The organism is Gammaproteobacteria bacterium (assembly GCA_016705365.1).
Classification (GTDB): domain Bacteria; phylum Pseudomonadota; class Gammaproteobacteria; order Pseudomonadales; family UBA5518; genus UBA5518.
On the sequence record JADIYI010000008.1, the window covers coordinates 76,431 to 103,149 of the forward strand.

The following is a 26,719-nucleotide window of genomic DNA, read 5'->3' on the forward strand; positions in this document are numbered from 1 at the left end:
TCGTTGGCTCCCCACGTTGCGCTCAAACGAATGCGCGCAACGCAATTTTTCGCAAATCAGGCCTTTTCGACCTGTGCGAAATCCAGCTCTACCGGCGTCGATCGCCCGAAGATCAACACCGCGACCTTGAGCCGGTTCTTGTCATAATCGACCTGCTCGACCACGCCGTTGAAGTCATTGAACGGCCCCTCGACGACCCGCACCATCTCTCCGGGCTCGAAAATCGTTTTCGGCCGCGGCTTTTCGGCCCCTTCCTCGACGCGCTGCAGGATGGCGCGCGCCTCGGCATCCGTGATTGGCGACGGCTTGTCCGCCTTGCCGCCGATGAAACCCATTACCCGCGGCGTCTCCTTGACCAGGTGCCAGGTTTCCTCGTCGAGCTCCATCTCCACCAGCACGTAGCCGGGGAAAAACTTGCGTTCGCTCTTGCGCTTCTGCCCCCCGCGCATTTCCACGACTTCCTCGGTGGGAACGAGAATTTCGCCGAATTTTTCCTGCATGTTGAAGCGCATCGTGCGCTCCTTCAATGCCGCCGCCACTTTCTTCTCAAAGCCGGAATAGGCGTGTACTACGTACCAGCGTTTCGCCATTAGCCACCCCTATCCAATCAGCATCGATGCAAGCCACCCGAGCAAGGTGTCGAGGCCCCACAATATGAGGGCCATGACCAACACGACAGCTACCACGATCAGCGTGGTCTGCGTCGTCTCCTGCCTTGTCGGCCAGACAACCTTGCGAATTTCCGTTCGCGCCGCGCGCGCCAACTCCCAGAACGCAACACCCTGGGATGTCTGCGAAGCCACTGCCCCGGCCACCGCCGCAACCACCAACAAGGCCATTACCCGGTACAGGAGCGGCTGGCTTGCATACTGCAAGTTCCCCCACACTGCCGCGCCGGTAACAACTGCAACTGCAACCCACTTGAGGCCATCAAGACGGCTGCCCTTTTCCTGGACGTTTGCTTTCATCAGTGAGTATTCGATGATTTCCAGCTGAACGAGTGGTAAACAGCGGTCTCGCGTTGCCGGGAATACCTGTCTGATTTGGCAGGCCAGGAGGGAATCGAACCCCCAACCTGCGGTTTTGGAGACCGCCGCTCTGCCAATTGAGCTACTGGCCTATCAGACTATTTCCCGGTCAACCGACTTGCGCGACTGCCCCGCTCACTCGATGATTTTTGCCACTACACCGGCCCCTACCGTGCGCCCGCCCTCACGGATCGCAAAGCGCAAGCCCTCCTCCATCGCAATCGGCACGATCAGCGTGACCGTCATCTGCAGATTGTCACCAGGCATCACCATCTCGACACCTTCCGGCATCTCGCAGGCCCCCGTCACGTCCGTCGTGCGGAAGTAAAACTGCGGACGGTATCCCTTGAAGAACGGCGTGTGCCGCCCCCCCTCATCCTTGCTCAGCACGTACACTTCCGCCTGGAACTTCGTGTGCGGCGTGATGGAGCCCGGCTTCGCCAGCACCTGGCCACGCTCCACATCATCGCGCTTCGTGCCCCGCAGCAACACGCCCACGTTCTCCCCCGCGCGACCCTCGTCCAGCAGCTTGCGGAACATCTCCACACCCGCACGTCGTCTTCGTCGTCGCCTTCATGCCGACGATCTCGATCTCCTCGCCAATCTTGACCACGCCGCGCTCCACGCGACCCGTCACCACCGTCCCCCGGCCCGATATCGAGAACACATCCTCGATCGGCATCAGAAACGGCAAATCCACCGCACGCTGCGGCTCCGGAATGTACGTATCCAGCGTCTCCACCAGCTTGCGCACCGCGCTCGTACCCATCCGTTGTCATCTTGCCTTCCAGCGCCATCAGCGCCGAGCCCGTGATGATCGGCGTGTCGTCGCCCGGAAACTCGTACTTGTCCAGCAACTCGCGGACTTCCATCTCCACCAGCTCCAGCAGTTCGGCGTCGTCAACCATGTCCGCCTTGTTCAGAAACACCACGATGAACGGCACACCCACCTGCCGGCTCAACAATATGTGCTCGCGCGTCTGCGGCATCGGGCCATCGGCCGCCGAGCACACCAGAATCGCTCCATCCATCTGCGCCGCTCCCGTGATCATGTTCTTCACATAATCCGCGTGACCCGGGCAGTCAACGTGCGCGTAGTGACGCAACTGGCTCTCGTACTCCACGTGCGAGGTCGCAATCGTGATCCCCCGCTCGCGCTCCTCCGGGGCGTTGTCGATCTGGTCGAACGCCCGCATCTCTCCACCCCACGTCTCCGCGCATACCCGCGTCAACGCCGCCGTCAGCGTCGTCTTGCCATGATCAACGTGACCGATCGTGCCCACATTGACGTGCGGCTTCTTGCGCTCAAACTTTCCCTTGGCCATTGCGTGCAACTCCAGTAATTGACAACAATGTGACGAATATCCAGTCCTGCGCGGCGCCACTACGCCCGCACGACCACTCAAATTGTGGAGCTCATAACCGGATTCGAACCGGTGACCTCTTCCTTACCAAGGAAGTGCTCTACCGACTGAGCTATATGAGCGCACCCAGCACCAACCTTTTCCCTTGCTCTGCGCGCAGCGTTCAATCACTTGCACGCCCTGGAGCGGGTAGCGGGAATCGAACCCGCACCATCAGCTTGGAAGGCTGAGGTTCTACCGTTGAACTATACCCGCCTTCCGGACACCCTTTCCCTGCGTTTCCAGCACCTTCCCGATGCTGACTTCCCGAGGTTTGTTGCCCGCCAATTGGTGGAGAGGGCTGGATTCGAACCAGCGAAGCTTGCGCGTCAGATTTACAGTCTGATCCCTTTGACCGCTCGGGAACCCCTCCCAAAAGAGCCGGGTATTCTGTAGACAAGCTCTGCCGATGTCAACGGCGACGGGCCCCCGTTCGGTATTTAGTCGCAGAGCGCATCCACATGGCAGCCAAGGCGGTCTTCCAAATCACAGGCGCATTGCGTTACGGGGAGATTTGGAGCTGGCGAGAGGAATTGAACCCCCAACCGGCTGATTACAAATCAGCTGCTCTACCAATTGAGCTACGCCAGCAATATCACCTGCAACGCCAATCAGCGCGCGGCATTCTAATGAAGCGCTCATTCCACCGCAACGCCGCGACACGGGGTCTCCGCGATGACCGCCGATGGCTCATTCTTCGTGACGAACTCAACCAAGGCCGTTGCAAGCGCAGGGCCTGCGCCATCCACAACAGAAGCATGGGCAAAATATCCGGTTCGCTCTTGCACAGATCGGTACACCATGACTGGAAACCCGATATTGCTGATTTTGCGCGCAAACCTGTTTGCACTTGCTTCGTCGTGGTAGACACCAAGAGAAACGCCATTTCGCAGCGGCCCCTCATCAGCGATCACGAAACTGGCAATTCCCCGCTTGCCCAATGATCGAACTACGGTCTTGGCATCGGCTCGATTGGATCTCGGGGGAACATGCACCCAGAACACCGAACGACCAGCCTGCTTTTCGGTCCGCACAAACCCCTCGGATATGTATTCTTTCATCTCCACGAGCATGCTTTCGGCAAGCGCGTTGCGGGCGAATGGGCCGGCCTCGATACAGCGCGGCCCCGCTTCATTGCCCGCTTGCTCGGCATAATCTGAAATCAGCGGAGTACCGTCGGCATACCTGGAAGCATGCTGGCCGCCAGCCTCCCCATACGGCGACCTGAGTAGCGAAGCAAGCGCCTGCCGTACCAAGGCACGAGAGTCATTACGCCCGGATTCCATGTGCCCGAGCGCAATTATGGGAATCAGGGATTCACTTGGGCTGCCTTGCACGGCACCCCGCGCCTCGCTGCCAAGCAACAGTGGCTTTGGGCTCGCTGGCCACCGGGTAGTCTCGGTATTTCCAGCCTTGGGTACATCTGGTGTCTGGAACAACGCTTCCCACACCGCATACGCCATGTTCAGCGTGATCAGCAACACGAAAATCAATCGCATGGGCGCCGCCCGGATAGGGGGCCAGTCACGGCAATGCCACGTCCAGGCCATCCAAAACCAGCGAAGGCCGCAAATTTATCGAGAACTGGAGCTGTTGCTGTATCAGCTCTGCATCGCCTCCGGTCATAAGAATCACGGGATCGCCACAGATTTCTCGAAATCGCTCGATAGCCTGTGCTACAAATCCGGTTGCCGCCACCAGCGCACCATTGCAAACAGCCTCCCCCGTGTCTCTTCCCGGAACAAATCCAGCGTTCCGCTGGTTCGGGGCGAATCGTATCTTGTCTGTACCGCTCAACAGACTCTGCCTCATCATTGCAAGTCCGGGAGCTATAAAGCCCCCGCAGTGAAGTCCGTCTTTGTCGACAAGGTCCGCAGTCAAAGCGCTTCCGCAATCGACTACGCCGACCGCACCCCGCACCTCATCGAATCCGGCAAGGATTGCAAGCCACCGGTCCACCCCGAGTCGCTCCGGGTCAGTGTAGCCGTTCACAACCTGACCCAAACAGCGGGTAGCGCTGGCAAATTCCGCGTTCAACCCCAGGTTGGATGCAGCCCAACGAGCGATCATCGCATCGGCTTCTGGCCCGCGCACACTCGAAACGCGAACCCGCCTGATTCCCGGCTCGTCAAAAGGTGCAGCACAGAGTTGCTCCAATGTGCTGTTGCCTGATTTCCTGACATCCTTTTTGTCATCAGCGATACGCCATTTGCATCGGGTGTTTCCGGCATCCAGATCAAGAATCACTGACAAGGCCTCACACTCACTTCTCCGCCGCTCACTGACAAGACACGATCGCCTTCCCTTAGAAGCAAGGCTCCGTCGTCATCTACCCCGCATGCCACTCCCTTTAGCGGGCCGTTGGCGTAAACAATCTCGACATCGCGCCCTCTCAGCGCGTCACACTCGTCCCACTCCGCGCGAAAATAGCCGAATTGATACCTGCGAAACTCTTCGATAGCGCCTATACAGTTTTCAATCAGCTGCGCCGCAAGCAGGTTTCTCGACGCCTCGGCTGGGCAGTTGGCAAGCACATCGGTCCATACCTGATCTATGTCCTTGCCGAATTCAGGCGGCATTGAAAAATTTATTCCTATGCCGATTACAGCCGAGATGGGACCGGCACAATCACCGTCGATATCAATCAAAATTCCCGCCAGCTTTGCATCATTTATCAAAAGATCATTTGGCCATTTCAACCCTATCCCGACAACTCCGACTCGGCGCAGCGCTCTGGCGACGGCGATTCCCATCACAAGACTCAACCCGGCAAGTTCGGATATCCCGCCATCGAACCGCCAGCCAAACGAAACGTATATGTTCCGTCCAAATGGGCTCACCCAGCACCGGCCACGGCGCCCACGGCCTTTGGTTTGCTCCTCCGCAAATATAAATGTTCCGTGGATTTCAGCCCCCGATCGCAACCGACCTAGTAGCAGCCCCGAAGTGGAATCGATTCTCGATAGCACCTCCAGCCTGGATACACGCATCCGGACTTCTGCCGGCAGGGCGCTCAAAATAGTTGATTCATCAAGCAGTTCGATCGATGAGGCGAGACGATAGCCCTTGCCCGGAAGCTTTTCTATTTGCACGCCCGACGCCCGAAGCTTCTCTATTCTTTTCCACACGGCTGCGCGCGAGACCCCCAACTGCCTGGCAATCGATTCGCCGGAACGATAGCCTTGACCTGCTAGCAATTGCACCATCTCAACCTTTTGGTCGCAATTTTCTGCGTTCATGCCCACCTGCCCCGCTTTCCTGATTGTCACCTCATTACGTAGACATCCAATCCACGTAATGCCGGCTCATGCCCGCCGCACAATGAAAAAAGGCCCACCGTTACGGGTGAGCCTTTTTTGTTTAAGTGCCTGGCGATGACCTACTCTCACATGGGGAGACCCCACACTACCATCGGCGATGCGCGTTTCACTTCTGAGTTCGGTAAGGGATCAGGTGGTTCCACGTCTCTATGGTCGCCAGGCAAACGGGATTGCCTTGCGGCAAATTCGGTTGAAGGGTGATAGCGCGGTCGAGTCGAGCTCATATCCGTTGTGTATTCGCAGTTGTCGTTGATCGTTTGGGTTATATGGTCAAGCCGCACGGGCAATTAGTATGGGTTAGCTCAACGCCTCACAGCGCTTACACACCCCACCTATCAACGTCCTGGTCTTGAACAACCCTTCAGGGGATCGAGCCCCCGGGGAGATCTCATCTTGAAGGGGGCTTCCCGCTTAGATGCTTTCAGCGGTTATCCCGTCCGAACGTAGCTACCCGGCAATGCCACTGGCGTGACAACCGGAACACCAGAGGTTCGTCCACTCCGGTCCTCTCGTACTAGGAGCAGCTTCCCTCAAATCTCCAACGCCCACGGCAGATAGGGACCGAACTGTCTCACGACGTTCTAAACCCAGCTCGCGTACCACTTTAAATGGCGAACAGCCATACCCTTGGGACCGGCTTCAGCCCCAGGATGTGATGAGCCGACATCGAGGTGCCAAACACCGCCGTCGATATGAACTCTTGGGCGGTATCAGCCTGTTATCCCCGGAGTACCTTTTATCCGTTGAGCGATGGCCCTTCCATTCAGAACCACCGGATCACTAAGACCTGCTTTCGCACCTGCTCGACGTGTCTGTCTCGCAGTCAAGCACCCTTATGCCTTTGCACTCAATGCGCGATTTCCGACCGCGCTGAGGGTACCTTCGTGCTCCTCCGTTACTCTTTGGGAGGAGACCGCCCCAGTCAAACTACCCACCAGACACTGTCCCCGACCCGGATAACGGGCCTAGGTTAGAACCTCAAACATACCAGGGTGGTATTTCAAGGATGGCTCCACCAGAACTGGCGTTCCAGCTTCATAGTCTCCCACCTATCCTACACAAACAGATTCAGAGTCCAGTGCAAAGCTGTAGTAAAGGTTCACGGGGTCTTTCCGTCTAGCCGCGGGTACACTGCATCTTCACAGCGAGTTCAATTTCACTGAGTCTCGGGTGGAGACAGTGTGGCCATCGTTACGCCATTCGTGCAGGTCGGAACTTACCCGACAAGGAATTTCGCTACCTTAGGACCGTTATAGTTACGGCCGCCGTTTACCGGGGCTTCGATCAAGAGCTTCGCCTTGCGGCTGACCCCATCAATTAACCTTCCGGCACCGGGCAGGCGTCACACCCTATACGTCCACTTTCGTGTTTGCAGAGTGCTGTGTTTTTAATAAACAGTCGCAGCCACCTGGTCACTTCGACCGCCCGGAGCTCACGGCGCAAGTCCGATCACCCCAAGCGGCGTACCTTCTCCCGAAGTTACGGTACCATTTTGCCTAGTTCCTTCACCCGAGTTCTCTCAAGCGCCTTGGTATTCTCTACCTGACCACCTGTGTCGGTTTGGGGTACGGTCCCTTGTTACCTGAAGCTTAGAGGCTTTTCCTGGAAGCATGGCATCAACCACTTCACCGTCAGACCGAAGCCTTGACAGCTCGTTATCGCGTCTCGGAATTGACCCCCCGGATTTACCTAAGAGATCTCCCTACTCGCTTGAACGCGGACAACCAACGCCGCGCTGGCCTAGCCTTCTCCGTCCCCCCATCGCAGTAACAAAAGGTGTTGGAATATTAACCAACTTCCCATCGACTACGGCTTTCGCCCTCGCCTTAGGGGCCGACTCACCCTGCGCCGATTACCGTTGCGCAGGAACCCTTGGTCTTCCGGCGGGGAGGTTTTTGGACTCGACTAGTGAGCTATTACGCTTTCTTTAAAGGATGGCTGCTTCTAAGCCAACCTCCTAGCTGTCTGAGCCTTCCCACATCGTTTCCCACTTAACCAGTATTGGGGACCTTAGCTGGCGGTCTGGGTTGTTTCCCTCTTCACGACGGACGTTAGCACCCGCCGTGTGTCTGCCAGGCTGTACTCCTCGGTATTCGGAGTTTGCATCGGTTTGGTAAGTCGGGATGACCCCCTAGCCGAAACAGTGCTCTACCCCCGAGGGTAATCACCTGACGCGCTACCTAAATAGCTTTCGCGGAGAACCAGCTATCTCCGGGCTTGATTAGCCTTTCACTCCTAGCCACAGATCATCCGAATCTTTTTCAACAGATCCCGGTTCGGGCCTCCAGTCCGTGTTACCGAACCTTCACCCTGTCCATGGCTAGATCGCCCGGTTTCGGGTCTACTACCAGCGACTGAAACGCCCTATTAAGACTCGGTTTCCCTACGCCTCCCCTAGACGGTTAAGCTCGCCACTGACAGTAAGTCGCTGACCCATTATACAAAAGGTACGCGGTCACCCTTGCGGGCTCCCACTGCTTGTACGCACACGGTTTCAGGATCTATTTCACTCCCCTCTCCGGGGTTCTTTTCGCCTTTCCCTCACGGTACTGGTTCACTATCGGTCAGTCAGGAGTATTTAGCCTTGGAGGATGGTCCCCCATGTTCAGTCAAGATACCACGTGCCCCGACCTACTCATCGCACTCAACTCGACACGCCATTTCGGATACGGGGCTATCACCCACTATGGCCGGCCTTTCCAGGCCCTTCTCCTATGACGTGTCGCGATACAAGTGCTGGGCTCTTCCCCGTTCGCTCGCCGCTACTAGGGGAATCTCGGTTGATTTCTTTTCCTGCGGGTACTTAGATGTTTCAGTTCTCCGCGTTCGCCTCCCTGGTCCTATGTATTCAGTCCAGGAATACTGGCTTATGCCAGTGGGTTTCCCCCATTCGGATATCTCCGGATCAAAGTCTGGTTGCCGACTCCCCCGAAGCTTTTCGCAGGCTCCAACGTCCTTCATCGCCTCCAGCTGCCAAGGCATCCACCGTGTGCGCTTATTCGCTTGACCATATACCGAAACAATCGTCCGCTATACAGCTGCAAATACTCTCTCGGTGCCACGTGCGACCACGCTCGCAGCACCTCTCACCGGATATTACGCTTGACTCGCCGTACGTGTGTGTACCACACACATACAACTACCGATTACAGAAGCATCACACTTCCGCAAGCTTCGCTATCACACTTCCACCTTTTTAAAGAACTCTCCAGGTGTTAACCCAGACCGAAGCCACCCGCGCCGGGTCGCTTCGGTCTGCATTCACATCGCCACCCTCTGGTTGGTGGAGCTAAGCGGGATCGAACCGCTGACCTCCTGCGTGCAAGGCAGGCGCTCTCCCAGCTGAGCTACAGCCCGTCAAGAAGCCAGAATCAAGAGCAAGCATCAAGAAGAGAACCTCTTGCCTCTTGCCTCTTGCCCCTAGTTGGTGGGTCTGGGTGGACTCGAACCACCGACCTCACCCTTATCAGGGGTGCGCTCTAACCACCTGAGCTACAGACCCCTGTAGTCTCATCGATCAAGCAATTGGTGTGGACGCTTGCGCCAGCGGGCACGGGTCAGCGTTTAAGGAGGTGATCCAGCCGCAGGTTCCCCTACGGCTACCTTGTTACGACTTCACCCCAGTCATTGACCACACCGTGGTAAGCGCTCTCCTTGCGGTTAAGCTACCTACTTCTGGTGCAGCCAACTCCCATGGTGTGACGGGCGGTGTGTACAAGGCCCGGGAACGTATTCACCGTGGCGTGCTGATCCACGATTACTAGCGATTCCGACTTCACGGAGTCGAGTTGCAGACTCCGATCCGGACTACGACCGGTTTTATGGGATTGGCTCCACCTCGCGGTTTCGCCGCCCTTTGTACCGGCCATTGTAGCACGTGTGTAGCCCAGGTCGTAAGGGCCATGATGACTTGACGTCGTCCCCACCTTCCTCCGGTTTGTCACCGGCAGTCTCCCTAGAGTGCTCGACCGAATCGCTAGCAACTAAGGACAAGGGTTGCGCTCGTTACGGGACTTAACCCAACATCTCACGACACGAGCTGACGACAGCCATGCAGCACCTGTCTCAGAGTTCCCGAAGGCACCCATCCATCTCTGGAAAGTTCTCTGGATGTCAAGACCTGGTAAGGTTCTTCGCGTTGCATCGAATTAAACCACATGCTCCACCGCTTGTGCGGGCCCCCGTCAATTCATTTGAGTTTTAACCTTGCGGCCGTACTCCCCAGGCGGTCTGCTTATCGCGTTAGCTGCGCCACCGAGACCTCAAGGATCCCAACGGCTAGCAGACATCGTTTACAGCGTGGACTACCAGGGTATCTAATCCTGTTTGCTCCCCACGCTTTCGCACCTCAGCGTCAGTATCGAGCCAGGGGGCCGCCTTCGCCACTGGTGTTCCTCCAGATCTCTACGCATTTCACCGCTACACCTGGAATTCCACCCCCCTCTCTCGTACTCCAGCTCAGCAGTATCGAATGCCGTTCCCAGGTTGAGCCCGGGGCTTTCACATCCGACTTACCAAGCCGCCTACGCGCGCTTTACGCCCAGTAATTCCGATTAACGCTCGCACCTTCCGTATTACCGCGGCTGCTGGCACGGAATTAGCCGGTGCTTCTTCTGTGGGTAGCGTCAACGACCCAGGGTATTAGCCTGGGCTCTTTCCTCCCCACTGAAAGTGCTTTACAACCCGAAGGCCTTCTTCACACACGCGGCATGGCTGCGTCAGGCTTTCGCCCATTGCGCAATATTCCCCACTGCTGCCTCCCGTAGGAGTCCGGACCGTGTCTCAGTTCCGGTGTGGCTGATCATCCTCTCAGACCAGCTACGGATCGTCGCCTTGGTAGGCCTTTACCCTACCAACTAGCTAATCCGACGCAGGCTCTTCCTATAGCGCGAGGTCCCGAAGGATCCCCCGCTTTCCCCCGTGGGGCGTATGCGGTATTAGCCCGAGTTTCCCCGGGTTATCCCCCACTACAGGGCAGATTCCTACGCGTTACTCACCCGTCCGCCACTCTACTCGCCACCGAAGTGACTTTCGCGTTCGACTTGCATGTGTTAGGCCTGCCGCCAGCGTTCAATCTGAGCCATGATCAAACTCTTCAGTTCAATCTTTAGCCTCTGCCTTTCAGCAAGAGGGAGCGTTTATCCAAAAACCCGGACAATCACTCAAAACCCGGCTCAGCAACAAGAACAACTGTATACAAATGAATCTACACAGGTCACTTGCGCCGATGGTCTCTTCACCGAAACCCCCCAACACAAGCGCCCACACAAATTGCTTGATCGTTGATTTCTTAAACAACCGCAGCCTCGCTCGGAAGCCACCTTTATCCCTGACCTGTCGTCAGGGAACGCGCATTATACAGAAGCATTTTCGCTTGGCAAGGAATAAAGAAAAATCACTACTGTCCCAACGTTTAGCGGATGACCAACGGTAATTATCTGATCGTGCAAGGAAATTGTGCCTCAAATTCTGGTCTCTACATTGAACACGATGCCACCAACGCCTTCTTCTTCGTGACGCGCACGAAGACCAACTGCAAGGTCCAGTGTCGCTACACTCACACGGCTAACCGCTTTCTGAGCCTGGTCTGTGATCAAGCCGTCACACTCTCGGCACACTGCCCACGCAAAGGATTCGGGCTGACTCGATTGCATACTCCCGCCTCACCGGCGCCAATCGATACCGAATTATGCAATCCATTGAAATTGTTTGAGTAACGCCGGAACACCGCCGAAGAAAAATCAGCATTAAACTCCGCGCCTACATGCTCCTATGCCTTATTGACCAGTTCGAACAGGTGATACTTTTTTTTCCCAAGACGCACCAGGAAAAACCGACCGTGCATTGCACGGTCGCGCGCGAACAATGCTAAAGCCGACTCGTTGTCCTCCAAGCCGCAGGCCCGCCCGTTAATCGAAATCGCATGCCGCGCCAAGGCATCTTTCGTTTGCTTGCCCGAAAACCCCGCTCCCGATTCAGTAATGAGCGACGTCAACGGTCGCTGCAAGTCCGCGTTCTTCAGATCGCTCGATGGGAGCCCGTCAAGCCTCAGCTGCACAAAATCATTTTCGGCCAGATCTTCATGCACCCCCGCAAACAGCGCATCACTGATCCGAACAGCGGCGAGCAACCCTTCCCGTCCGTGCACTAGCTCAGTCACTTCTCTCGCCAAGATAGCGTGCGCGGCTGGCTTTGACGCACTCTGCGCGTCCACCCGCTCGATTTCTTCGATTTCATCCACTCCGCGCATAGTAAACAGTTTCATGAATCGATATACGTCCGCGTCGCTCGAGTTGATCCAGAACTGGTAGAACGCGTAAGGCGAGGTCCGATCAGGATCCAGCCAGACCGTGCCACTTTCCGTTTTGCCGAACTTGGTGCCATCCGACTGAGTTACCAACGGAAACGTGAGGGCGTGCACCTGAATCCCGTTCTGGCGCCTGCACAAATCTATTCCGCCAGTGATATTGCCCCACTGATCGCTACCCCCAATCTGCAGCGAGCACTGAAAACGTCGGTTTAATTCCGCAAAATCAAATGCTTGCAAAATCATATATGAAAATTCGGCAAATGAAATCCCAACGTCATCCCGCTCGATTCTTTGCTTGACGGAATCTTTCTGGATCATGGCATTAATTGAAAAGTGCTTGCCGACCTGCCTCAGGAAATCAAGCAAGCTCATACCCGAGAACCAATCCAGATTGTTCACCACCAGCGCCCCGAACTCTCCGGAACCGTCCAAAAACCGAAGAATTTGTGCCTTTATTGAATCACTCCAGGCGCTTACAGTCTCAGCGGCATTCAAATTTCGCTCGACAAGCTTGAAACTCGGGTCACCAACCAGCCCCGTAGCGCCACCAACGAGCGCAATTGGCCGGTGACCGGCAAGCTGGAACCGTCTCAAGGCAAGAAGCGGCACCAAACTGCCAATATGCAAGCTGTCAGCAGTGGGATCGAACCCGCAATAAACCGATCTCGATTGCTCGTTCAGGTGAGTACGTAACGTGTCCAGCGGCGTAGACTGCACAATCAGTCCTCGCCTGTCCAAATCCAACAATAAATCTGTCTTGGCAGGCATGATTCCCTCACTCGTCCCCAAATGCGTTCCGTTAGCCGCAGGCTGCAATCTTCCCGCAGCGAATCAGGAACGTTACATCAAGCTGGAGGCGCGCAAAAGAAACCAAATGTACGAAAATCGAACAGATTGCGCACGGGTTCTAGATTATGTGAATTTTTATTACATTCCTTGCTCTGTTTCGCTACAATTTCAACGTTGAAGAACCCCGAGCAGATCAGCTATGCCACCTACGACCAGAATGCATTCCGTCTTGCGAATATCATTTGGACATAGCCAAATTGCCATTTTCACCCTGCTCCTCGGCGGCGTCCTCGTCTTGCTCGGACTCACAAGCAGCGATCCAGTGGAAGCAAACCGGATCAGCATCCCGATAGAAATGCTCCCCAGCACTCAACCCGAAATAGCCGGCGTTGATGCTGTCACGGAAGCTCCTGTCGCTGAATTGCTCCACGATGCCAAGGGCGTTACGAGTGAATCGGGTTCGAACTGGCTCGACCTGGAAGTACGTCGCGGAGATAACCTGTCTCTGATCTTCGCGAGAGCGGGCGCCAGCTCGACTGACCTGCAATCAATTCTCGATACTCCGGACACCGGTCGATCCTTGCGCAGTATTTTCCCAGGTCAGATCATTTCGTTCAAAGTGGAACCGGGCGGCAAACTGCTCGAGCTACGCTACGCGAAATCACCGCTCGAAACCTTTGTGTTTACACGTGCGAACCAGCAGTTTGAATTCGCGAAGGAAGTTCATACCCCCGAGATCCATCGAGCATTCCGTCATGCAACCATCAGCAGTTCACTGTTCAACGCTGGACAGGACGCCGGCTTGTCCGGGCGCCTGATCCTTGAACTGGCGAACATATTCGGCGGGGTCATCGATTTTGTTCTGGACCCGCGAGCGGGTGACTCATTCAGCGTCTTGTTCGAAGAGCGCTATCTTAACGGCGAAAAAATTGGAGAGGGATCCATTATTGCCGCTGAATTCGTCAATGACGGCCATCATTATTCCGCCTTCCATTATGTGGCAGCTAACGGAAACTCGGGATATTTCAGCGAAGACGGCGTAAGCATGCGCAAGGCTTTCCTCCGTGCCCCCCTGGATTTCACGCGAGTGAGCTCCAACTTCAATATGCGTCGCCTGCATCCGATTGCGAAAGTAATCCGCCCGCATCGAGGCGTGGATTATGCCGCATCAACCGGAACACCGGTCTATGCATCGGGAGATGGAAAGGTGACCGCCTCAGGCTACAGTCGCTCAAACGGGAATTATGTCTTCATACAGCATGACGGTCGATTCATGACCCGCTATCTGCATTTGCACAAGCGAACGGTGCAATCGGGTCAGCGCGTGAAGCAGGGGCAAACCATCGGTACCGTCGGTTCTACCGGGCTTGCTACCGGACCCCATTTACATTATGAATTCCTGGTCGACGGCGTCCACCGCAATCCACGCGATGTGCTGGACAAGTTGCCGCTCGCCAATACGCTTGCCGCAGCAGAAATTCCCGAATTCAAAAGCAGCATTTCGAGCAAGCAAACTCAACTTGCCAGTTATGCTGCGGCATGGGAACTTGCCGTGGCAAGCGGTGCAAACTGACGTTGTGCCAAATGTCTTCGAATGAACTCGCTTGATGAAAAAAAGCATCAACTTCCAATCCGATCCGCCAATTCCAGCTATCGTCAAGCACAGTTATCAATAGGCGTGCGCTATTCCGGGGCGCTCCGAAACAAGCCCCTTCAAATCGAAAACGAGGAGCCGCAACCGCAAGTCGTGGCAGCGTTAGGATTGCGGATAACGAACTTCGAGCCTTCAAGCCCCTCTGTGTAATCCACTTCAGAGCCCACGAGATACTGAAAGCTCAACGGGTCGACGACGACCGTCGCCCCGTTTTTCTCGACCTGGGTGTCATCGTCGGAAAGAGTCTCTTCAAAGCTGAATCCGTATTGAAACCCGGAACAACCACCACCGGTAACAAATACGCGAAGCTTCAACTCGGGATTGCCTTCATCTTCCTTGAGGGCGCAGACCTTCGCTGCCGCCCGGTCAGTCAGGACGAGCGCAGAGGGTATAAATTGCTGGGCGACATTCACGGCTGCTTCCAAGTTTCCGGAACTGTATTATTTTTTAACCAAGCAAATTAGTCAACTACTGGAGCTCTTCAGCCCGGAGGTCCCTTCTACTATCTTCGTCCATGGGAGTCGTTGACGCCGGGTCAGCGAACACCAGCCTCCCGTTGACCTGCGCGCCTTTCATCATCTCGATGAGATTGTATTTGACATCACCGTTGATGACCGCATGACTCGCCAGTTCAACATGGTCACTCGAAGTGACATTCCCGGTGACGGTCCCGTTCACGACCACCAAAGGCGCCACGACATTCCCAAAGACATGACCGTTCTGTTGTATCCGCACCACCGCCTGCTCATCATCCCTGGCTGCTATATTGCCATTGACGCGGCCCTCGACTTCCAGGATTCCTGCAAACGTTATGGTGCCATCGACGACGGTTTCATTCGAAATTAGCGTAGTGTCGCTCTGTCGCCCGGACGATGACATCAACGATTTCCACATGTGCTCAAGCCTCCGATAGGTGCCATTCGAATGACCGATCAATCCGTTGCGACCTCGCGCCCGAAACCTCCGCACGAATGCGAACCAGCGAGGGGAGAAACCCGGAGGGCAGTGTAATATCGCCTTCGACCATCTGAAAGTAGACAAAATCCAGTGACAGCCTGCCAGTTGGCCCGGGCTCCGGATTCGGCGCGAGCGCCTTCAGCGCCAAAGTCCGAGCCCCTCCACTATCCGTTCCGGACACTTCAAGCGTCAGATGCCCTTTGATTGTCGAATGCTTCTGCGCTCGTTGAAGAAAGACCGCCCGATACCGGAAGGAACGATCGTCCGCACCCGCGAACAACTCAAAACTGTGCAACGCCACTCCCTTGGTGCGAATGGATGCATCGGTAATGCTCTTGAAAAGCGCCACCTCCTGCTCGAGTCGCACGATCTTTGCTTGAGCAATCGCCGCCTGCGAACGTACTTCCGATGCTGCGGCACCATCGATCTCGGCCCCCTTGCGCAAGGTGATCACCTGCTGGTGCAGGGAGTTCAACTCGTCGCGATGCTTTGCCAGCAACGCCTGTGCGTCTTCGCACTCCATCGTCGCGATTCGTTCCTGATTCCCACCCGCGCTCACACCCAGGCGATACGAGACGACAAGCGCCAACACCAGGATGGCGAGCACCGACAACACGCGCAATATTCTCGCGCGAAGTGATTGGGCCCGGCGATTACGAACAATCATGTGCAAAGCTACCCTGCCGTGAACTTCACATCACGGCATCAAGGGTGTCGCTTCCAGGCCAAGCTGCTCCGGGAATCCGAACATCAGGTTCATGTTCTGCACCGCCTGACCCGCGGCCCCCTTGACGAGATTGTCGATAACACTCAGAACGACAACGACATCCCGGTCTGCCGGCCGGTGCACGGCAATTCGGCATAAATTGGAGGCGCGTACCGAGCGCGTTTGCGGATGCGATCCGGCCGGCATGACATCCACGCTCGACTCGTTCTGGTAGCGCTTTTCGAACAGCGCCTGTAGATCGACGCCAGCAGTAACGCTCAAATGCGCCACAAGAGTGGCGTGAATCCCGCGGATCATCGGTGCCAGGTGGGGAATGAAGGTGAGACGGACAGGTGTCCTGCTGAGCCGTTGCAGACCTTGCTCAATCTCGGGAAGATGCCGATGCCCGGAAACCCCATATGCCTTGAAGCTGTCATGCACCTCGCTCAGCAGATTGTCCACCTTGGCCTGTCGCCCGGCACCACTTACGCCGGATGCTGCGCTGGCGACCAGGGTATCCGTGTGCACCAGTCCGGCCTCCACCAGCGGTATCAAGCCAAGCTGGACTGCCGTCGGATAGCAACCAGGTACCGCGACCAGGCGAGCCCCGACAATCTGCTTGCGATTGACCTCGGGCAATCCGTAGACGGCCTCGGCAGCAAGTTCAGGTTTGCCGTGAGGCAGCGCGTACCATTTCTCCCACACACTGGTGTCACGAATCCTGAAATCGGCGGAAAGATCGATCACCTTTACACCCGCATCCAGCAATCCCGGTGCACCTTCCAGTGCGACTCCGTGCGGCGTTGCAAAAAACACCGCATCGCATCGTTCCAAACCAGCATCCTCGGGCATACAGAAAACGAGATCGCATTTCCCTCGCAGATTGGGAAACAATGTATCGACTCGCGTACCCGCTTCGGCGCGCGAGGTGATCGCACACACCTCGGCACGAGGATGTGCTCCGAGCAAGCGCAACAACTCGACACCGGTATATCCGGTCGCACCGACGATTCCCACCCGCAATGGAGTATCCATCCATCCAGTTCCCGGCAAATCACGAATCGGGAATTCTATTCGCTTTCCCGTTGGCTGTGGGATATCGATCGCTTCTATAATGCCCGCCAAACCAGATTGCGCACTCGCGGAGGAGTCCCGCCGACTGCGCTCCACCTGCGAATACTTGCGGAGGCTCCAGATGAGAGACAGCACCTTGCTATTGTGGGTTCGGGCTTTCCACATAATTGCGATGGTGTGCTGGTTCGCAGGGGTGTTCTATCTCCCACGCCTGTTCGTCAATCATGCAATGGCCGAAGATGATACGGTCAAGGCCCGCCTCGCCATCATGGAGCACAAACTGTATCGCTTTATCACGCCATTTGCGTGGCTGACTGCAGGATTGGGACTATGGTTGCTGGCCGCTGGCTGGGAATACTATCGCCACGCCCACTGGATGCATGCCAAACTGCTGCTGGTTGCATTGCTGGCCGCTTATCACCTCCAGTGCGGACGATTCGTCAGGATTTTTGCACGCAATGCCAATACCCACAGCCACGTTTTCTATCGGTGGTTCAACGAACTGCCGGTTTTCATACTGTTTGGCTCGATAATTCTGGTCGTCGTCAAACCCTTCTGAAGGTAGTTGCATATGACTCGTTCAGAGACCCTATTCGAGCGGGCCCTGAAGGTGATACCGGGTGGGGTCAACTCACCGGTCCGGGCGTTTCGCGGAGTAGGCGGAATTCCTGTGTTTTTCAAGCACGGTGCGGGCCCATACCTTGTAGATGCGGACGATAATCGATATATCGATTACGTAGGTTCGTGGGGACCGTTGATCCTCGGTCATGCACACCCTGCCGTACTGGCCGCGCTCGAATCCCAGATGCGCCACGGACTGAGTTATGGCGCGCCTACCGAACTCGAGGTGGAAATGGGCGAGTTGCTGTGTCGCCTGATACCTTCGCTCGACATGGTACGCATGGTGAACTCGGGCACCGAGGCGACCATGAGCGCCATACGGCTGGCCCGCGGATACACCGGCCGCGACAAGATCGTCAAATTCGAAGGCTGCTACCACGGCCATGTCGACTCGTTGCTGGTCAAGGCAGGGTCTGGCGCCCTGACGTTCGGAGAACCCGACTCTCCCGGCATCCCCAGACAGGTAACGGAGCAGACCCTAGTTCTCGATTACAACGACAGCGATGCCGTACGTAACGCATTCGCCCGCGAAGGAGCCCGGATAGCCTGTGTGATTGTCGAACCCGTCGCAGGCAACATGAATTGCATTCTCCCGTCAACCGGCTTTCTCCAGACGCTGCGCGAAGTTTGCAGCGCGAGCGGTGCAGTCCTGATCTTCGACGAGGTCATGACCGGCTTTCGTGTCGGACTCGGCGGCGCACAGGGGCACTTCGGGATCGCTCCCGATCTGACGACGCTGGGCAAGGTCATTGGTGGCGGCATGCCGGTGGGTGCGTTCGGCGGCAGACGCGACATCATGGAACGTCTATCTCCGAGCGGTCCCGTCTACCAGGCTGGCACCCTGTCGGGAAATCCGCTGGCGATGGCTGCCGGAATCGAAACCTTGAAGCAGATTTCGCGGCCCGGATTCTACGATGCCCTGACCGCAAGAACCGCAGCACTGCTGGACCGCTTGCGGAAAGCCGCCGCAGCCGCAGACATTCCCTTTACCACTTCGCAGGCGGGAAGCATGTTTGGCCTGTTCTTTACCGACGCCACGGCAGTGCACACCTACGCGCAGGCTACTGCATGCAATATCGCACGGTTCCGGCGCTTCTTTCACGGAATGCTGGACGCCGGTGTGTATATCGCACCGTCCGCCTATGAAGCGGGCTTCATGTCCGCCGCTCACACGGATGAAGTCATCGATTCGACCATTGCCATAGCGACCAAAGTATTCCGCAGCCTGTAATTTCCATCAGAGCGACTGGAGGGCGGCGAGAAGACGTTGATGTATTCCCTCAAAGCCACCATTGCTCATGATCACAATCCGATCACCTTCGCGCCGCCCGGCAAGCAGCGCCTCGATGATCGCCTCGATGGAATCACACACTACCGAGGCGACAGAGCTTTCCGCGGCCACCGCTTGCATGTTCCAGCTTACCGCGGCCGGCTGATACCAATATACGAAATCGGCGTCGCGGGTACACTGTGAGAGCCGCTCAAGGTGCGAGCCGAGACGCATGGTGTTGGAGCGTGGCTCGATCACGGCAATGATGCGCCCCGGCCTGCTCCCCGCGCGCAGCCCAGCCAAGGTAGTCTCGATCGCAGTGGGGTGATGGGCAAAATCATCATAAACGGTGACGCCGTGCATTTCCGCCAGACGCTCGAGTCGCCGCTTCACACCTCGAAAGGTAGACAGCGCTTCCACGATACCTTCAGGCTTCACACCCAGCGCGCTGGCAGCCGCCGTTGCCGCCAGCGCATTGCCGAGATTGTGACGCCCGGTATGCTGCCAGCTGACAGGCAATGTGAAACCCCAACTGCGGCCGCCGATCTCGAATTCGGAACCATCAGGTTGTGTCGCTCGCGCATGCCAGTCGCCTGCGTCCGGATAGACACCGAGCGAACGGGTTTGCGACCAGCTACCCATTTTCAATACCGTTGCCACGGCCGGGTCCGTTGCCGGATACACGATCAGACCACTCGCAGGCACGGTGCGTACCAAATGATGAAACTGGCGCTGAATCGACTCGAGATCGGGAAATATATCGGCATGATCGTATTCGATGTTATTGATGATCAAGGTTCGTGGGCGGTAGTGAACAAACTTCGAGCGCTTGTCAAAAAACGCCGTATCGTATTCGTCAGCCTCGATCACAAAATACCTTGAATCTCCGAGGCGCGCGGAAACCCCGAAGTCCGCGGGCACTCCGCCGATCAGGAAACCCGGCACGCCGGAATCGCCATGTTGAAGCGCCCAGGCCAGCATGCTGGAGGTAGTGGTCTTGCCATGTGTTCCGGAAACCGCAATCACATGACGGTCGGCGAGTACATGTTCGAAGAGCCATTGCGGACCCGATGTATAGGCAATACCGGCATCGAGCACATGTTCCACCAACGGATTGCCCCGCGACAGCGCATTGCCGATGATCACCACGTCGGGTCGCTCATCGAGATGTACTGGGGAATATGACTGCAGAACTTCGATTCCGGCCGCTCGCAACTGATCGCTCATTGGCGGGTACACGTTCGCGTCACAGCCGCGCACCCGAAATCCGCGTTCCCGGGCGAGCAATGCCAATCCTGCCATGAATGTGCCACAGATACCGGCGATGAATAGATGCATTGATTCGTTCGCAGTAGGAAAAAAAACTGTTTGCTGAAACCCATGGGCAGTTTAGCATTTGTCCTTCAACCTCGACGGCGCTTTGCAAATACGGGAAGTACGGGCTGTTCAGGGCAATAGCGTGGCGCTGCAAGCCTCACAAACCAGATGCAGGATTCGGGAATGGCACGAAAAAACGCTTTTTATGCACAATCGGGCGGAGTAACTGCCGTCATCAACGCCAGTGCTTGCGGACTGCTGGAATGCGCGCGCATGAACAAGGACCGGATCGGCAAGGTGTTCGCCGGACGCAACGGGATCATCGGTGCATTGAGGGAAGATCTGATCGATACCAGCCTCGAAACCCAGGCAGCGATCGCAGCCCTGCGCCACACTCCCTCCGGCGCTTTTGGCTCCTGCCGTTACAAGCTGAAGAGTCTCGAACAGAATCGTGCGGAATATCTGCGTTTGATCGAGGTGTTTCGCGCCCACGATATCGGCTATTTCTTCTACAACGGCGGCGGCGACTCGGCCGATACCTGCCTGAAGATTTCACAGCTCGCGGAAAGCATGGGCTATCCGATCCAGGCCATTCACATTCCGAAAACGGTGGACAACGACCTGCCGCTTACGGACACCTGTCCAGGCTTTGGTTCAGTCGCCAAGTACGTTGCCGTTTCCACTCTCGAAGCGAGCCACGACGTGGCGTCGATGTGCGAGACCTCGACCAAGGTGTTCATCCTGGAGGTGATGGGGCGGCACGCGGGCTGGATCGCTGCCGCCGGCGGGCTGGCTGCAAGAGATGCAGGCGAGCCGCCGCATATCATCCTGTTCCCGGAGGTCGCGTTCAATCGCCAGCGATTCATACGCCGCGTGAAACAGACCGTGAAGCGGCAAGGCTACTGTGTCGTCGTGGCCTCCGAGGGCGTACAGTATCCTGACGGCAGTTTTCTTGCCGATGGCGGCTCCACCGACGCATTTGGACACAAACAACTCGGCGGTGCCGCTCCCACGCTCGCGGCGATGGTAAAGCAGGATCTCGGATACAAGTATCACTGGGCGCTTGCGGACTATCTGCAGCGCGCCGCGCGGCACATTGCTTCGCGCACGGACGTGGAGCAAGCCTACGCCGCAGGCAAGGCGGCAGTTGAATATGCGCTGGCCGGCAAGAACGCGATCATGGTCACGATCGAGCGCGGAACAGGCAAACGCTATTCGTGGTCAATCGGTGAGGCGCCGCTCGACAAGGTCGCCAACAAGGAGAGAAAACTTCCTCGCTCGTTCATCACCCGCGATGGCTTTGGAATCACGGACGAAGCGAGAGTCTACCTGTCCCCGCTGATCGAGGGAGAAGACTACCCGCCGTATCGCAACGGTATTCCGTTGTTCGCAAAGCTCGAGCTCCGGTCTGTCAAACGGAAGCTGAAAACCCGCTTCAAGGTATGAAACTCGGGTGAACCGGGATCGCGGGATTCATTCCGCGAACTGCAGTCCGTAACCGCCGGCGTCTTCGCGCATCACTTGCATCCGCATCCGCGGCGCCTCGACCGGAACATCCTGAATCTGCACGATGACGAGGTCACCGATAGCCAGGCTGAACTCGCCTTTCTGCAGATAGACTCCACCGTCCGACACATCACCGGTGCGAAACACGGCCGAACCCGCTGTCGGGTGCTGTACCAGCACCCTCGAGTCAAAGCGTGTGCGCAGATATCGCCGCTGCTCACTCATCTGCCTGGCCGTATTTCCGGATGCACGGCTCCCCTTCACAGCAGGGGAGCAATGACCAGGCTGACAATAGCCATCACGTTGATAAGAATGTTCATCGAGGGTCCGGAAGTGTCCTTGAAAGGATCGCCGACCGTATCGCCGACAACCGCCGCCGCGTGCACCGGCGAGCGCTTGCCGCCAAGATTGCCTTTCTCGACATATTTCTTGGCGTTGTCCCACGCACCACCGGCATTTGACATCATCAGAGCCAGCAGCACGCACGAGAGCAGGCCACCTCCCAGCATTCCGCCCAGAGCTTCCGCACCGATTCCAAAACCAACGAGCGGGGGGGCGCCAATGGCAATCACGCCCGGTAACAGCATGCGACGCAGCGCCGCGGTGGTTGCGATATCGACGCATTTCGCCGTATCGGGCTCCGCGGTTCCTTCCATCAACCCGGGGATTTCCCGGAATTGGCGGCGGATTTCCACGATCATTTCCATCGCGGCGTCGCCTACGGCCGTCATCGTGATCGCGGCGATCAGGAACGGGATCATGCCGCCGATGAACAGGCCCACCAGCACGTGAGGATTGTTCAGCGAGAGGTTGAAACTACCGCGTCCGAGGGCCGCCCAGTGCAAGCCCACGGTTTCGGCGTACGCCGCGATGATGGCGAGCGCCGCCAGCGCCGCTGCCCCGATCGCGAACCCCTTGCCAATAGCGGCGGTCGTATTGCCAAGCTCATCGAGCGAGTCGGTAATCTTGCGGGTTTCCTCGCCCAGGCCCGCCATTTCGGCAATGCCGCCGGCATTGTCCGCGACCGGACCGTAGGCATCGATTGCCATCGTGATACCCACCGTCGCGAGCATGCCGACAGCCGCAATTCCAACACCGTACAGATCAGCTATCGAAGTGGATATATAAATGATTGCGCAGATCGCCATCACCGGCACCACTACGGATTGCATGCCAACCGCCAATCCCGTGATCATCACCGTCGCCGGTCCGGTCTGTCCTGCCTCGGCAATGCGCACCACGGGTTTAGATGAGGTGTAATACTCGGTCACCAGACCAATGACTATCCCGCCGAGTGCGCCGCACACCACCGACCACCAGACGTTCGCGGACACGCCCGCCGATTCGATGACGAAATACGCCGCCCCGATGAACAACACCGGTGCGGCAATGGTGCCACCACGCAGCGCCACCGCTGCCTGTTTGCCTGACATCGCGCGCACGACACAAATACCGATCAGCGACGCAACCAGGCCGGTCGCTGCCAGACCCAGCGGCAGAAACATGAGCGCAGCCCGCGCGGCTCCCTCGTCGAGACCCGGAGCAAGACCGGACAGATGCGACAAACCAAGGGTCGAGGCGATCGCAATGGTCGCGATCATTGCACCGCAATAGGACTCGAAGATGTCCGATCCCATGCCCGCGACATCACCAACGTTATCTCCGACATTGTCGGCAATCACGCCGGGATTGCGCGGGTCGTCTTCCGGGATTCCAGCTTCGACTTTTCCCACCAGATCGGCACCTACATCGGCACTCTTGGTGTAGATGCCGCCGCCAACCCGGGAGAACAATGCCACGGTCGAGGCACCCATACCAAATCCGTGAATGGCGTGCGCCGTCTGGGGATCACCGCCAAAGATCAGGTACAGCGATCCCAGTCCGACCAGGCCCAGCGATGCAACGCACAACCCCATGATCGATCCGCCGAAGAAAGCCACGGTCAGAGCACTGGCAGCGCCGTTGGTATGCGCCGCGGTCGTGGTCCGCACATTGGCCTTGGTCGCGGCAAACATGCCGAGCCACCCCGCAGCGGCAGAACAGACTGCACCCATCAGGAACGCCATGGCGGTATTGCGCCCGAGCGCCCAATAGAGAATCCCTATCAGTACCAACGCGAACAGGGCCAGCATCTTGTACTCGCGCTGCATGAACACCATCGCACCGAGGTGTATGGCATCGCCGATCTTCTTGACCTTGGCGTCACCAGCGGGATAGCGGAGCAGCAACAAGAACACGAATAGTGCGCACAACAGGCCGAAAACTCCCAGCATCGGTGGCAGCAAATGCAGATCAAACATGAAACCCCCTGGCATTCGTGGAAAATGAATCACGGTTCGCGCTGTTCTTGTTCTACGCGAACCATGCCGCCTTCAGGGCAGATACCTGCCGCGCACCGTCTGCATTACGCGGAAACCGGGTATTCCCGTCCGAATGGTAGACGAGCAGGGCAGCAATGCTCAAGTGGCCCCGGATCGTCAACGGTATTCGTTCACTTAAGCACCACGGACAACGCTGCTACACTTTGCCACCTTCTTGTGCGCTGAACCTGCGTCGGACCTGACTGTCGCGCCCAAGTTAGCCAATCCGGAGAAGCCGCTTCCATGAGTTTGAACAAAGTTCCCACCGGACACAACGTGCCCGACGATATCAACGTAATCATCGAGATCCCCGCTCACAGCGACCCGGTCAAATATGAAGTGGACAAGGAAAGCGGCGCGGTTTGCGTTGACCGCTTCATGTCAACCACGATGTTCTACCCCTGCAATTACGGCTATATCCCGAACACGCTGTCGGAAGACGGCGATCCTCTGGATGTTCTGGTGCATACACCGCACACCGTGATCAGCGGAACCGTCATCCGTTGCCGTCCGATCGGAATCCTGAAAATGCATGACGAAGCCGGGGCCGACGCCAAGCTGATCGCAGTGCCGGTCAGCAAGCTCACGCCGCTGTATAACGATGTCAGGGAATCCACCGACCTGCCCCGCTTGCTGCTGCTGCAGATCTGTCATTTCTTCGAACATTACAAGGATCTTGAAGAAGGCAAATGGGTCAAGGTCGAAGGGTGGGGCTCCGCAGAGGATGCCCGAGACGAGATCCGCAAAGCGGTTGCCAACTTCCAGCGCGAGGATGGCGCCGGCTGAGCGGGTCCGGATCACGGTTCAGACGCTTCGCTGAAATTCTGGTCCATATCCAGCGCCGGCTGGGTCTTCAGAGGACGTCCAATCACGCGCGCAGGGACACCCGCTACTGTCACATGTGCCGGCACATCGCCCAGAACGAGGCTTCCCGCGCCCACTTTCGCACCCTCGCCAACCCGTACCGGTCCGAGAATTTTTGCACCCGCGCTGAGCAGAACGCCGGGGCCGATCTTCGGGTGACGATCACCCCGCACACACCCTGAACCACCCAGCGAGACGCCGTGCAGCATCGACACATTGTCCCCCACGTGGGCAGTTTCGCCGATTACTATGCCGGTGCCATGATCGATCATGATGCCGTGGCCAAGCACCGCGCCGGGATGAATATCGACCGCGAAGCGCACCGAGCAGCGACTCTGCAGCAAATGCGCGAGCCACATACGCCCGCCCTGCCACAGCCAATGGGCCACACGGTAGGTCTGCAGGGCATGAAATCCCTTGTAATTCAGAAACGGTGTCACAAACGAGTCGCAGGCCGGATCCCGGGTACGGTAGGCATGCAGATCCGCACAGACCGCCTCGCCAATTTCCGGATCGCTGCACAGCGCATCGCCGAGTACGTCCCGCAGCACCATGGCAGGAACCATTCCGGCTTCGAGCTTGGTCGCCAGCACACAAGCCAGCGCCTCCTCGAGCGACGCGTGATTCAGCACGCTCGCATGATAAAAGCTGGCCAGCACGGGCTCGGACTGGCTGCGCAGCAATGCCTCTTCGCAAACGATGGCCCAGAGCCGGGCACCAGATTCCGTCATCGGCGCAACACCTCTACTAGCACTACGGCAGCCTCCGCGACGGGTACATCTGTAGTGGCACCTCGAAGAAGCGGCGCAGAATCTCTTCACGGCATCGAGCCACCTCGGACTGCAGTTCCATTCCCTCCTCGTACTGCAATCGGGCCAGTGCGTCCGCGTCAAAAGCAGTTTGACACTGCCACGCCAGGGGCGCAAAACTCAGATGCCATGGCTCGGCGGCAACCGCGCAGCCGGCGCCGGTATACGGCCTGAAGAAACCGTGCGCGAGGTCCCGTGCAATGCGCTCATCCAGCCATGAATGTAATGCAGCAAAGAGTCCGCCGGCCCGGGTCTCCTGGACACTAAGACGCACCTTGTAGTCTGCCGGCATTGAAGCGGCATCGATGACATCGATATCACTTCCCCAATGATGACGCGAAGTGCCTGGCAGCGCAGTCCAGCGCAGGATGGCGAAAATCCGCTCGCGGTTGCAAAGTGAGCCGATATCGAGTGGCTGCTCGTGCTCATCGAACACCGGCCTCTGGCCCAGCGCCTTGGCATTCCAGATCGCCAGTTGTCGCTGGAAGCTGCGAAAACCGCTGACCACGCGAAGATCGAACCCCTCGCATAGCGCATCGCTGCGCAGTGCGCCGAAGGCTGCTATCGTAGACGCATGAAGCAGCACCGGACCAAGACTCCAGCCAGGGTCCATCTGAACCACATGCGTCTCGCCAACGCCAAACAGCTGCGAACCGCACGGGACTGTCGATTGCTGCCGAAAATGCACACTCTGTTCCTGATTTCAATTTTCAAGGATCGACCGCTACACT

The 26,719-nt window shown here is 57.3% G+C and carries 20 protein-coding genes, 6 tRNA genes, 3 rRNA genes and 1 pseudogene; 5 read left to right on the forward strand and 25 right to left on the reverse strand.

Annotated elements, in window-relative coordinates; genetic code table 11:
- Positions 1 to 56: 56 nt before the first annotated feature.
- The 16 genes and pseudogenes from nusG to tyrS form a co-directional block, all read right to left on the reverse strand.
- The gene (gene nusG / locus IPF49_07730) at positions 57 to 590 is read right to left on the reverse strand and encodes a transcription termination/antitermination protein NusG (protein ID MBK6287513.1); all 534 of its coding nucleotides are present in this window, start codon (positions 588 to 590) and stop codon (positions 57 to 59) included.
- A 9-nt stretch (positions 591 to 599) separates the two neighbouring features.
- On the reverse strand, positions 600 to 968 hold the full coding sequence (gene secE, locus IPF49_07735; protein ID MBK6287514.1) for a preprotein translocase subunit SecE: 369 nt from the start codon (positions 966 to 968) through the stop codon (positions 600 to 602).
- 76 nt (positions 969 to 1,044) lie between these two features.
- A tRNA-Trp gene (locus IPF49_07740) sits at positions 1,045 to 1,120 on the reverse strand.
- A gap of 43 nt (positions 1,121 to 1,163) precedes the next feature.
- Positions 1,164 to 2,353: pseudogene (gene tuf, locus IPF49_07745) on the reverse strand (elongation factor Tu).
- Between the two features lie 85 nt (positions 2,354 to 2,438).
- Positions 2,439 to 2,514: transfer RNA gene (locus IPF49_07750), tRNA-Thr, on the reverse strand.
- Between the two features lie 59 nt (positions 2,515 to 2,573).
- Positions 2,574 to 2,647 (reverse strand) — tRNA-Gly (locus IPF49_07755).
- A 73-nt stretch (positions 2,648 to 2,720) separates the two neighbouring features.
- A tRNA-Tyr gene (locus IPF49_07760) sits at positions 2,721 to 2,804 on the reverse strand.
- A 142-nt stretch (positions 2,805 to 2,946) separates the two neighbouring features.
- A tRNA-Thr gene (locus IPF49_07765) sits at positions 2,947 to 3,022 on the reverse strand.
- Between the two features lie 47 nt (positions 3,023 to 3,069).
- A complete protein-coding gene (locus IPF49_07770) occupies positions 3,070 to 3,930 on the reverse strand; it encodes an SPOR domain-containing protein (protein MBK6287515.1) in 861 nt (286 codons plus the stop codon).
- Between the two features lie 25 nt (positions 3,931 to 3,955).
- A complete protein-coding gene (locus IPF49_07775; GenBank protein MBK6287516.1) occupies positions 3,956 to 4,678 on the reverse strand; it encodes a type III pantothenate kinase in 723 nt (240 codons plus the stop codon).
- Positions 4,675 to 5,676: a bifunctional biotin--[acetyl-CoA-carboxylase] ligase/biotin operon repressor BirA gene (gene birA, locus IPF49_07780; GenBank protein ID MBK6287517.1), complete on the reverse strand. Its 1,002-nt coding sequence runs from the start codon at positions 5,674 to 5,676 to the stop codon at positions 4,675 to 4,677. The genes IPF49_07775 and birA overlap by 4 nt, the downstream gene beginning before the upstream one ends.
- 121 nt (positions 5,677 to 5,797) lie before the next feature.
- Positions 5,798 to 5,912 (reverse strand): 5S ribosomal RNA (rrf, locus tag IPF49_07785).
- 105 nt (positions 5,913 to 6,017) lie between these two features.
- Positions 6,018 to 8,760 (reverse strand): 23S ribosomal RNA (locus tag IPF49_07790).
- A gap of 416 nt (positions 8,761 to 9,176) precedes the next feature.
- Positions 9,177 to 9,253: transfer RNA gene (locus tag IPF49_07795), tRNA-Ile, on the reverse strand.
- Between the two features lie 63 nt (positions 9,254 to 9,316).
- Positions 9,317 to 10,853, reverse strand: a 16S ribosomal RNA gene (locus tag IPF49_07800).
- Together the 16S, 23S and 5S rRNA genes with 1 tRNA gene alongside form the textbook arrangement of a ribosomal RNA operon.
- A 668-nt stretch (positions 10,854 to 11,521) precedes the next feature.
- On the reverse strand, positions 11,522 to 12,829 hold the full coding sequence (gene tyrS / locus IPF49_07805) for a tyrosine--tRNA ligase (protein ID MBK6287518.1): 1,308 nt from the start codon (positions 12,827 to 12,829) through the stop codon (positions 11,522 to 11,524).
- A gap of 250 nt (positions 12,830 to 13,079) precedes the next feature.
- Here tyrS and IPF49_07810 point away from each other — a divergent pair, with 250 nt between their 5' ends.
- A complete protein-coding gene (locus tag IPF49_07810; GenBank protein ID MBK6287519.1) occupies positions 13,080 to 14,423 on the forward strand; it encodes a peptidoglycan DD-metalloendopeptidase family protein in 1,344 nt (447 codons plus the stop codon).
- Between the two features lie 140 nt (positions 14,424 to 14,563).
- Here IPF49_07810 and erpA read toward each other — a convergent pair whose 3' ends face one another.
- The 4 genes from erpA to IPF49_07830 are packed head-to-tail and all read right to left on the reverse strand — an operon-like array spanning position 14,564 to position 17,202.
- On the reverse strand, positions 14,564 to 14,917 hold the full coding sequence (gene erpA / locus IPF49_07815; protein ID MBK6287520.1) for an iron-sulfur cluster insertion protein ErpA: 354 nt from the start codon (positions 14,915 to 14,917) through the stop codon (positions 14,564 to 14,566).
- 55 nt (positions 14,918 to 14,972) lie between these two features.
- A complete protein-coding gene (locus IPF49_07820; GenBank protein ID MBK6287521.1) occupies positions 14,973 to 15,383 on the reverse strand; it encodes a polymer-forming cytoskeletal protein in 411 nt (136 codons plus the stop codon).
- 19 nt (positions 15,384 to 15,402) lie between these two features.
- Positions 15,403 to 16,128, reverse strand: a complete 726-nt coding sequence (locus IPF49_07825; GenBank protein MBK6287522.1) for a hypothetical protein — start codon at positions 16,126 to 16,128, stop codon at positions 15,403 to 15,405.
- Positions 16,129 to 16,158: 30 nt separating this feature from the next.
- Positions 16,159 to 17,202, reverse strand: coding sequence for an N-acetyl-gamma-glutamyl-phosphate reductase (locus IPF49_07830; protein MBK6287523.1), 1,044 nt, complete (start codon positions 17,200 to 17,202; stop codon positions 16,159 to 16,161).
- Positions 17,203 to 17,362: 160 nt separating this feature from the next.
- Between IPF49_07830 and IPF49_07835 the strand changes: the two genes are divergently transcribed.
- Both IPF49_07835 and hemL read left to right on the forward strand, forming a co-directional pair.
- Positions 17,363 to 17,800: a CopD family protein gene (locus IPF49_07835; protein ID MBK6287524.1), complete on the forward strand. Its 438-nt coding sequence runs from the start codon at positions 17,363 to 17,365 to the stop codon at positions 17,798 to 17,800.
- Between the two features lie 12 nt (positions 17,801 to 17,812).
- On the forward strand, positions 17,813 to 19,093 hold the full coding sequence (gene hemL / locus IPF49_07840) for a glutamate-1-semialdehyde 2,1-aminomutase (GenBank protein MBK6287525.1): 1,281 nt from the start codon (positions 17,813 to 17,815) through the stop codon (positions 19,091 to 19,093).
- A 6-nt stretch (positions 19,094 to 19,099) separates the two neighbouring features.
- On the opposite strand, the gene mpl is transcribed toward hemL, so the two are convergent.
- Positions 19,100 to 20,470 carry a UDP-N-acetylmuramate:L-alanyl-gamma-D-glutamyl-meso-diaminopimelate ligase gene (gene mpl / locus IPF49_07845; GenBank protein ID MBK6287526.1) on the reverse strand — a complete coding sequence of 457 codons (1,371 nt, stop codon included), beginning with the start codon at positions 20,468 to 20,470 and terminating at the stop codon, positions 19,100 to 19,102.
- Positions 20,471 to 20,632: 162 nt separating this feature from the next.
- On the opposite strand from mpl, the gene IPF49_07850 reads away from it, so the two are divergent.
- Positions 20,633 to 21,895 (forward strand): 6-phosphofructokinase, encoded by a 1,263-nt coding sequence (locus IPF49_07850; protein MBK6287527.1) that lies wholly within the window; start codon positions 20,633 to 20,635, stop codon positions 21,893 to 21,895.
- Between the two features lie 27 nt (positions 21,896 to 21,922).
- On the opposite strand, the gene IPF49_07855 is transcribed toward IPF49_07850, so the two are convergent.
- On the reverse strand, positions 21,923 to 22,180 hold the full coding sequence (locus IPF49_07855; protein MBK6287528.1) for a PilZ domain-containing protein: 258 nt from the start codon (positions 22,178 to 22,180) through the stop codon (positions 21,923 to 21,925).
- 35 nt (positions 22,181 to 22,215) lie between these two features.
- Positions 22,216 to 24,255, reverse strand: coding sequence for a sodium-translocating pyrophosphatase (locus IPF49_07860; GenBank protein MBK6287529.1), 2,040 nt, complete (start codon positions 24,253 to 24,255; stop codon positions 22,216 to 22,218).
- 303 nt (positions 24,256 to 24,558) lie between these two features.
- On the opposite strand from IPF49_07860, the gene ppa reads away from it, so the two are divergent.
- Complete coding sequence (gene ppa / locus IPF49_07865; GenBank protein MBK6287530.1) at positions 24,559 to 25,101, forward strand: inorganic diphosphatase; 543 nt, start codon at positions 24,559 to 24,561, stop codon at positions 25,099 to 25,101.
- A gap of 11 nt (positions 25,102 to 25,112) precedes the next feature.
- Here ppa and cysE read toward each other — a convergent pair whose 3' ends face one another.
- On the reverse strand, positions 25,113 to 25,910 hold the full coding sequence (gene cysE, locus IPF49_07870) for a serine O-acetyltransferase (protein MBK6287531.1): 798 nt from the start codon (positions 25,908 to 25,910) through the stop codon (positions 25,113 to 25,115).
- Between the two features lie 22 nt (positions 25,911 to 25,932).
- Positions 25,933 to 26,601 carry a M15 family metallopeptidase gene (locus tag IPF49_07875; protein ID MBK6287532.1) on the reverse strand — a complete coding sequence of 223 codons (669 nt, stop codon included), beginning with the start codon at positions 26,599 to 26,601 and terminating at the stop codon, positions 25,933 to 25,935.
- Between the last annotated feature and the right edge of the window lie 118 nt (positions 26,602 to 26,719).